Origin of the sequence: Morganella morganii H1r (assembly GCF_000633515.1) — a bacterium.
GTDB classification, from domain to species: domain Bacteria; phylum Pseudomonadota; class Gammaproteobacteria; order Enterobacterales; family Enterobacteriaceae; genus Morganella; species Morganella morganii_B.
The window spans coordinates 35,142-44,519 of sequence record NZ_AYMP01000034.1 but is presented as its reverse complement, the minus strand read 5'-3'; the positions used below and the strand labels follow the sequence as shown (position 1 = coordinate 44,519).

Genomic DNA, 9,378 nt, shown 5'->3' with positions numbered 1-9,378 from the left:
TTTGAACGTACGAAACCGCACGTTAACGTTGGTACTATCGGCCACGTTGACCACGGTAAAACTACCCTGACTGCTGCAATCACTACCGTTCTGGCAAAAACTTACGGCGGTAACGCTCGTGCATTCGACCAGATCGATAACGCGCCTGAAGAAAAAGCACGTGGTATCACCATCTCTACTTCTCACGTAGAGTACGATACTCCGACCCGCCACTACGCGCACGTTGACTGCCCGGGGCACGCCGACTACGTTAAAAACATGATCACCGGTGCTGCACAGATGGACGGCGCTATCCTGGTTGTTGCTGCAACTGATGGCCCTATGCCACAGACCCGTGAGCACATCCTGTTAGGTCGTCAGGTTGGCGTTCCTTACATCATCGTATTCCTGAACAAATGTGACATGGTTGATGATGAAGAGCTGCTGGAACTGGTTGAAATGGAAGTTCGTGAACTTCTGTCTCAGTACGATTTCCCTGGCGACGACACTCCAATCGTTCGCGGTTCAGCGCTGAAAGCACTGGAAGGCGAAGCAGAGTGGGAAGCGAAAATCGTTGAACTGGCAGGCTTCCTGGATTCTTACATCCCGGAACCAGAGCGTGCAATTGACAAGCCGTTCCTGCTGCCAATCGAAGACGTATTCTCAATCTCCGGCCGTGGTACTGTTGTTACCGGTCGTGTTGAGCGCGGTATCGTTAAAGTCGGTGAAGAAGTTGAAATCGTGGGTATCAAAGACACGATCAAAACGACCTGTACCGGTGTTGAAATGTTCCGCAAACTGCTGGACGAAGGCCGTGCTGGTGAGAACGTCGGTGTTCTGCTGCGTGGTACCAAGCGTGAAGAAATCGAACGTGGTCAGGTTCTGGCTAAACCAGGTTCAATCAAACCACACACCAAATTTGAATCAGAAGTTTATATTCTGAGCAAAGATGAAGGTGGTCGTCATACTCCATTCTTCAAAGGCTACCGTCCACAGTTCTACTTCCGTACCACAGACGTAACAGGTATGATCGAACTGCCGGAAGGCGTTGAAATGGTAATGCCGGGCGACAACATCAAAATGATCGTCACCCTGATCCACCCAATCGCGATGGACGATGGTCTGCGTTTCGCAATCCGTGAAGGCGGCCGTACCGTTGGCGCGGGTGTTGTAGCGAAAGTAATGGGTTAATTACGGATGTAATAATCCTAAAAAGGGCATCATTTGATGCCCTTTTTCTGCGTTGTTTTATGAAGAACCTATCTCATCACTAGTTGATCATCAACTACTGGTGAGATAGGCTCTCACGCAACGAATGGTGAGTATCTCGAAGAATACGAAACTCATGCTGGATTATGACGCCAAGTCAGATACAATTGCATCTGTCCCTAATTTTGGTCTGATTTGTTTTGCAACAGCGAGGCAGTCCGGCTGACTTTTTTATTTCATGGTTACAGGTTGGTTTATGAGTGCGAATAGCGAAGCTCAACAAAACGGCCGTGGTGCTGACATTGCCAAATGGTTAGTGGTCGCAGTTCTGCTGATCGCAGCCATCGGCGGGAACTACTACTTCCGCGAATTTAATCTTGCGCTGCGTGCGCTGGCAGTTGTTGTCGTCATCGCATTAGCCGGTGGTATTGCACTGTGGACAACGAAAGGCAGAGCGACACTGACTTTTGCCCGCGAAGCACGGGTTGAAATGCGTAAAGTGATCTGGCCTACACGTCAGGAAACACTGCATACAACACTGATCGTTGCGGCAGTCACAGCGGTTATGTCGTTAGTGTTATGGGGCCTTGATGGTATCCTTGTCCGTCTTGTTTCCTATATAACATCCTTCTGAGGTTCTAAAGATGTCGGATTCTCCTAAAAAACGTTGGTATGTCATCCAGGCTTTCTCCGGATTCGAGAGCCGGGTTGCGCAGTCTCTGCGTGAACATATCAAAATCAACGGGATGGAAGATTCATTTGGCGAAGTCATGGTGCCAACGGAAGAAGTCGTCGAGATCCGCAGCGGTCAGCGCCGCAAAAGTGAGCGCAAATTCTTCCCGGGCTATGTCCTGGTCCAGATGGTGATGAACGATGCATCCTGGCATCTGGTGCGTAACGTACCGCGTGTAATGGGATTCATCGGCGGAACATCCGATCGTCCTGCACCGATCAGCGATAAAGAAGTTGATGCGATTATGAACCGCCTGCAGCAGGTGGGTGATAAGCCGCGTCCGAAAACGCTGTTCGAGCCGGGCGAAATGGTCCGTGTTTCCGATGGTCCGTTTGCAGACTTTAATGGTGTTGTTGAAGAAGTCGACTATGAGAAGAGCCGCCTGAAGGTATCAGTCTCTATTTTTGGTCGTGCAACACCGGTCGAACTGGATTTCAGTCAGGTCGAAAAACCGTAACGGTTTTTTTTCCGGGCTTGCAAAGGGCGGGAAATTTATCTACAATTTCGCGCCTTTTGTTTTTCAGGGGTTCGCGTTTTTTACGCGGGCCTGTATTCATAGGGGAGCCGGGATAACCGGCGCTATTACCCATATTGAGGATTTTTTAAATGGCTAAGAAAGTACAAGCCTATATCAAACTGCAGGTTGCAGCTGGTATGGCAAACCCAAGTCCGCCGGTTGGTCCTGCACTGGGTCAGCAGGGTGTGAACATCATGGAATTCTGTAAAGCGTTTAACGCCAAAACAGACAGCATGGAAAAAGGTTTACCAATCCCGGTTGTTATCACCGTTTATGCTGACCGTTCTTTCACTTTCATCACTAAAACTCCGCCGGCGGCAGTTTTACTGAAGAAAGCTGCAGGTCTGAAATCTGGTTCCGGCAAACCGAACAAAGAGAAAGTAGGTAAAATTACTTCTGCTCAGGTTCGTGAGATTGCTGAGACTAAAGCAGCGGATATGACTGGTGCCGATGTAGAAGCTATGATGCGTTCTATCGAAGGTACTGCTCGTTCCATGGGCCTGGTAGTGGAGGGTTAATCGATGGCTAAACTGACCAAGCGCATGCGCAATATCCGTGAAAAAGTTGATGCGACCAAACTGTACGACATCAATGAAGCCGTAGCCCTGCTGAAAGAATTAGCGACTGCTAAATTCGTTGAAAGCGTTGACGTTGCCGTTAACCTGGGTATCGATGCACGTAAATCTGATCAAAACGTTCGCGGTGCAACTGTACTGCCAAACGGTACCGGTCGTTCTGTCCGTGTCGCTGTGTTCGCACAGGGCGCTAACGCTGAAGCTGCTAAAGCTGCAGGCGCAGAACTGGTTGGTATGGAAGACCTGGCTGATAAAATCAAAGCCGGCGAAATGGACTTTGACGTTGTTATCGCATCTCCGGATGCAATGCGCGTTGTTGGCCAATTAGGTCAGATCTTAGGCCCGCGCGGCCTGATGCCAAACCCGAAAGTAGGTACTGTAACGCCTAACGTTGCTGAAGCTGTGAACAACGCTAAAGCGGGTCAGGTTCGTTACCGTAACGACAAAAACGGGATCATCCACACCACTATCGGTAAAGTAGATTTCGACACTGATAAACTGAAAGAAAACCTGGAAGCTCTGCTGGTTGCGCTGAAAAAAGCAAAACCATCTTCAGCGAAAGGCGTGTACATCAAGAAAGTCAGCCTGTCTACCACCATGGGTGCGGGTGTTGCAATCGACCAGTCCGGTCTGACTGCTGCTGCTTAATATCTGCGGATAGTAAGCGCTTTACATTGGGGTCAGGTTTCTGTAGAATCTGACGCCCAATGTTTGCTGTATTTGATTTAGTGAAATATCACGGAATCAGGCACAGCCCAGAATTTCGGTTGGAGCCCGGCCTTTTCCGGGCCCCGTCCAAGACCGCAGGTGTAAGTGATTACTTAATTTTCCTGCGTAGACGGTGACAGAGCCACAAGAATTTTATTCGAGTATTCTGCTCACCGTGTTTTAGCGCTCTCCACCTTCCGGTGCTGAGTGAAGTGAGTTCCGGGGTTGTATTACCCGGCTAAACCAGGAGCAAGAAGCTAATGGCATTAAATCTTCAAGACAAACAAGCGATTGTTGCTGAAGTCAGCGAAGTTGCCAAAGGTGCGCTGTCTGCAGTTGTCGCGGATTCCCGTGGTGTGACTGTAGATAAAATGACCGGTCTGCGTAAAGCATGTCGTGAAGCTGGCGTTACTGTACGTGTAGTACGTAACACCCTGCTGCGTCGTGCTGTTGAAGGTACCTCTTCTGAGTGCTTGAAAGACGTATTCGTCGGTCCTACCTTGATTGCATTTTCTCATGAACACCCGGGCGCTGCTGCTCGTCTGTTCAAAGAATTCGCGAAAGCGAACCCTGCATTCGAGATTAAAGCCGCAGCCTTTGAAGGTGAGTTAATTGCAGCGAAAGATATCGATCGCTTAGCAACACTCCCGACTTACGAAGAAGCAATCGCGCGCCTGATGGCAACCATGAAAGAAGCCTCTGCAGGCAAACTGGTTCGCACTCTGGCAGCGTTACGCGATCAGAAAGAAGCTGCTTAATTGCTCTTTCTTTTCTTCGTTGCTTTTTAACGTATAAACTTATTCTGAATTTTAGGAACATATCGTATGTCTATCACTAAAGAACAAATCCTGGACGCAGTTGCTGAAATGTCTGTAATGGACGTTGTTGAACTGATCACCATGATGGAAGAAAAATTCGGCGTTTCTGCTGCTGCTGCTGTAGCAGTTGCTGCGGGTCCTGCTGAAGCTGCTGAAGAGAAAACTGAGTTCGACGTTATTCTGAAAGCTGCAGGCGCTAACAAAGTTGCAGTAATCAAAGCTGTTCGCGGCGCAACTGGTCTGGGCCTGAAAGAAGCTAAAGACTTAGTTGAAAGCGCACCTGCTGCACTGAAAGAAGGTGTGAGCAAAGATGAAGCTGAAACTCTGAAAAAATCTCTGGAAGAAGCTGGCGCGGAAGTTGAAGTTAAATAAGCCACTTTTTGCAGTAGCAGCCTGAAAATGGCTGATGGCTGGTGACTTATTGGTCACCAGCCTTTTTGCGCTAATGCGCATGCGTGTGTTTTCGGGGTAACAGTTGTGTTATCTGACACCCGCAAACTCTCCGAATACTTTTTGCTATTGACGACTTAATATACTGTGTTTATGACTGCGATTCGCTCGGGTAGCTCGGTAGTCAGCAGCGCAATGAAATGATTTAAGAGTAATAGCAATGGGTATTAACAGAAAATGTTCAATTTTCTGTCCAAATTAGATAGTTGTAGCGACTGTCCGTCCGATACGGGCAGGCCGGGTCACTGATCAAGCGAGCTGAGGAACCCTATGGTTTACTCCTATACCGAGAAGAAACGTATTCGTAAGGATTTTGGTAAACGTCCGCAAGTGCTGGATGTACCGTATCTCCTTTCTATCCAGCTGGATTCATTCCAGAAATTCATTGAACTCGATCCGGACGGTCAGAACGGCCTGGAAGCCGCGTTCCGTTCCGTTTTCCCGATTCAGAGCTACAGTGGTAATGCTGAACTGCAATATGTCAGCTTCCGTCTGGGTGAGCCGGTATTTGACGTTAAAGAATGTCAGATCCGCGGCGTGACCTTTTCCGCACCGCTGCGCGTAAAACTGCGTCTGGTTGTTTACGAGCGTGAAGCACCGGAAGGCACAGTTAAAGATATTAAAGAACAGGAAGTTTACATGGGCGAGATTCCGCTCATGACTGAAAACGGAACGTTCGTTATCAACGGTACTGAGCGTGTTATCGTTTCTCAGTTACACCGCAGCCCGGGCGTGTTCTTTGACAGTGACAAAGGTAAAACACACTCTTCCGGTAAAGTGCTGTATAACGCACGTATCATTCCTTACCGTGGTTCATGGCTGGATTTCGAATTCGATCCGAAAGACAACTTATTTGTCCGTATTGACCGCCGCCGTAAATTACCGGCATCGATCATTCTGCGTGCGATGAATTTCAGCACCGAAGACATTCTGAATCTGTTCTTCGAAAAAACCACCTTTGAAATCCGCAACAATAAACTGACCATGACCCTCATTCCTGAGCGTCTGCGTGGTGAAACCGCGTCCTTCGATATCGAAGCGAACGGTAAAGTTTATGTTGAGAAAGGTCGTCGTATCACTGCCCGTCATATCCGCCAGCTGGAAAAAGACGAAGTTAACCAGATTGAAGTGCCTGTCGAATATATCGCAGGTAAAGTGGTTGCGCGTGATTACATCGATGAAGCGACCGGCGAATTAATCTGTGCGGCGAACATGGAAATGTCACTGGATCTGCTGGCGCGTCTGAGTCAGTCCGGTCACAAAACCATTGAAACCCTGTTCACCAACGACCTGGATCACGGCGCCTACATGTCAGAAACCCTGCGTGTTGACCCGACCAACGATCGTTTAAGCGCACTGGTAGAAATCTACCGTATGATGCGCCCTGGTGAGCCGCCAACCCGCGAAGCTGCTGAAAACCTGTTCGAGAACCTGTTCTTCTCTGAAGATCGTTACGATCTGTCTGCGGTCGGCCGCATGAAGTTCAACCGTTCACTGGGTCGTGATGACTCTGACGGTACCGGGATCCTGAGCCAGCAGGACATTACTGATGTCATGAAGAAACTGATCGACATCCGTAACGGCCGCGGTGAAGTGGATGATATCGACCACTTAGGTAACCGTCGTATCCGTTCTGTCGGTGAAATGGCAGAGAACCAGTTCCGTGTCGGTCTGGTCCGTGTTGAGCGTGCGGTGAAAGAGCGTCTGTCTCTGGGTGATCTGGATAACCTGATGCCTCAGGATATGATCAACGCCAAGCCGATTTCTGCTGCGGTTAAAGAGTTCTTTGGTTCCAGCCAGCTGTCCCAGTTTATGGACCAGAACAACCCGCTGTCAGAAATTACGCACAAACGCCGTATCTCTGCATTAGGCCCGGGCGGTCTGACCCGTGAGCGTGCCGGCTTCGAAGTACGAGACGTTCACCCGACTCACTACGGCCGCGTATGTCCTATCGAGACCCCTGAAGGTCCGAACATCGGTCTGATCAACTCCTTATCTGTTTATGCACAGACTAACGAATATGGTTTCCTGGAAACCCCGTACCGTTTAGTGCGTGACGATGTTGTTACCGATGAAATTCATTATCTGTCTGCAATCGAAGAAGGTAACTTCATCATTGCACAGGCAAACACCGTGTTAGATGACGAAGGTCACTTCGTTGATGAACTGATCACCTGCCGTAACAAAGGTGAATCCAGCTTATTCAGCCGTGATCAGGTTCAGTACATGGACGTTTCCACCCAGCAGGTGGTTTCTGTCGGTGCATCCCTGATCCCGTTCCTGGAACACGATGACGCCAACCGTGCATTGATGGGTGCGAACATGCAACGTCAGGCGGTTCCGACTCTGCGCGCTGACAAGCCGCTGGTTGGTACCGGTATGGAACGTGCGGTAGCGGTTGACTCCGGTGTTACAGCCGTAGCCAGACGCGGCGGTATGGTTCAGTACGTTGACGCATCACGTATCGTAATCAAGGTAAATGAAGATGAAATGTATGCCGGCGAAGCGGGCATCGACATCTACAGCCTGACCAAATATACCCGTTCTAACCAGAACACCTGTATCAACCAGACTCCTTGCGTATCGCTGGGTGAGCCGGTTGAGCGCGGTGACGTGCTGGCTGATGGTCCGTCAACTGACCTCGGCGAACTGGCACTGGGTCAGAACATGCGCGTGGCATTTATGCCATGGAACGGTTACAACTTCGAAGACTCCATCCTCGTATCCGAGCGTGTGGTTCAGGAAGACCGTTTCACCACTATCCACATCCAGGAACTGGCTTGTGTGTCCCGTGACACCAAACTGGGGCCGGAAGAGATCACCGCCGACATCCCTAACGTGGGTGAAGCAGCGCTCTCCAAACTGGATGAATCCGGTATCGTGTATATCGGTGCGGAAGTGAAAGGCGGCGACATTCTGGTCGGTAAAGTGACACCGAAAGGTGAAACACAGTTAACCCCGGAAGAGAAACTGCTGCGTGCTATCTTCGGTGAAAAAGCGTCAGATGTGAAAGATTCATCTCTGCGCGTACCGAACGGTGTTTCCGGTACGGTTATCGACGTCCAGGTCTTTACCCGCGATGGCGTGGAAAAAGACAAGCGTGCTCTCGAAATCGAAGAGATGCAGCTGCGTGACGCGAAGAAAGACCTGACCGAAGAGCTCCAGATTCTGGAAGCCGGTCTGTTCAGCCGTATCCGTTCTGTTCTGATCAACGGCGGTATGGAAGCGGACAAACTGGACAAACTGCCGCGCGAGCGCTGGCTGGAACTGGCTCTGACTGATGAAGAAAAACAGAATCAGTTAGAACAGCTGGCCGAGCAGTATGACGAACTGAAATCTGAGTTCGCCAAGAAACTGGAAGCGAAACGCCGTAAAATCACCCAGGGCGATGATCTGGCACCGGGCGTGCTGAAAATCGTTAAAGTGTATCTGGCCGTTAAACGTCAGATCCAGCCTGGTGATAAAATGGCGGGTCGTCACGGTAACAAAGGGGTTATCTCCAAAATTAACCCTATCGAAGATATGCCATACGATGAAAAAGGTAACCCTGTTGACATCGTACTGAACCCGCTGGGCGTACCATCGCGTATGAACATCGGTCAGATTCTGGAAACCCACCTGGGTATGGCTGCGAAAGGCATCGGTGACAAAATCAACCAGATGATCAAAGAGCAGCAGGAAATCGCGAAATTACGCGAATTCATCCAGAAAGCCTATGACCTGGGTAATGACCCGCGTCAGAAAGTGGATCTGAACACCTTCAGTGATGAAGAAGTTCTGCGTCTGGCGAATAACCTGAAAAAAGGTATGCCGACAGCAACACCGGTATTCGATGGTGCAAAAGAGCAGGAAATCAAAGCATTACTGACTCTGGGTGGCTTACCGACTTCTGGTCAGATCACACTGTTTGATGGTCGTACCGGCGAGCAGTTCGAGCGTCAGGTTACCGTCGGCTATATGTACATGCTGAAACTGAACCACCTGGTTGATGACAAGATGCATGCGCGTTCTACCGGTTCTTACAGCCTGGTTACCCAGCAGCCGCTGGGTGGTAAGGCACAGTTCGGTGGTCAGCGCTTCGGGGAGATGGAAGTGTGGGCACTGGAAGCATACGGTGCCGCTTACACCCTCCAGGAGATGCTGACGGTGAAATCGGATGACGTTAACGGTCGTACGAAGATGTACAAAAACATCGTTGACGGCAGTCATCAGATGGAACCGGGAATGCCGGAATCTTTCAACGTATTGCTGAAAGAAATCCGTTCCCTCGGTATCAATATCGAGCTGGAAGACGAGTAATTACCGTTGTGGCTGCCCGTGGTACACGGGCAGCACCAGTAAATCTGGTTTAAGGGACAAACAGACGACCGTTTGTCTCACAGGTCTAAC

The 9,378-nt window shown here is 49.8% G+C and carries 8 protein-coding genes; all 8 read left to right on the top strand.

From position 1 onward, the window contains the following. On the top strand, positions 1 to 1,170 hold a 1,170-nt coding region (tuf, locus tag U868_RS23770), incomplete at its 5' end, for an elongation factor Tu (protein WP_025154593.1). A gap of 274 nt (positions 1,171 to 1,444) precedes the next feature. Beyond that, positions 1,445 to 1,822 (top strand): preprotein translocase subunit SecE, encoded by a 378-nt coding sequence (gene secE, locus U868_RS0118475; RefSeq protein ID WP_025154592.1) that lies wholly within the window; start codon positions 1,445 to 1,447, stop codon positions 1,820 to 1,822. A gap of 10 nt (positions 1,823 to 1,832) precedes the next feature. Then, the gene (gene nusG / locus U868_RS0118470) at positions 1,833 to 2,378 is read left to right on the top strand and encodes a transcription termination/antitermination protein NusG (protein WP_025154591.1); all 546 of its coding nucleotides are present in this window, start codon (positions 1,833 to 1,835) and stop codon (positions 2,376 to 2,378) included. Between the two features lie 149 nt (positions 2,379 to 2,527). Then, positions 2,528 to 2,956 (top strand): 50S ribosomal protein L11, encoded by a 429-nt coding sequence (rplK, locus tag U868_RS0118465; RefSeq protein ID WP_004238484.1) that lies wholly within the window; start codon positions 2,528 to 2,530, stop codon positions 2,954 to 2,956. 3 nt (positions 2,957 to 2,959) lie between these two features. Then, entirely contained in the window at positions 2,960 to 3,661 is a 702-nt protein-coding gene (gene rplA / locus U868_RS0118460; protein WP_025154590.1) for a 50S ribosomal protein L1, read from the top strand. A gap of 320 nt (positions 3,662 to 3,981) precedes the next feature. Then, a complete protein-coding gene (rplJ, locus tag U868_RS0118455) occupies positions 3,982 to 4,479 on the top strand; it encodes a 50S ribosomal protein L10 (protein ID WP_004242307.1) in 498 nt (165 codons plus the stop codon). Positions 4,480 to 4,545: 66 nt separating this feature from the next. After that, a complete protein-coding gene (gene rplL, locus U868_RS0118450; RefSeq protein ID WP_004242306.1) occupies positions 4,546 to 4,911 on the top strand; it encodes a 50S ribosomal protein L7/L12 in 366 nt (121 codons plus the stop codon). Positions 4,912 to 5,259: 348 nt separating this feature from the next. Further along, positions 5,260 to 9,288 (top strand): DNA-directed RNA polymerase subunit beta, encoded by a 4,029-nt coding sequence (gene rpoB, locus U868_RS0118445; RefSeq protein ID WP_025154589.1) that lies wholly within the window; start codon positions 5,260 to 5,262, stop codon positions 9,286 to 9,288. The last annotated feature ends 90 nt before the right edge of the window (positions 9,289 to 9,378 follow it).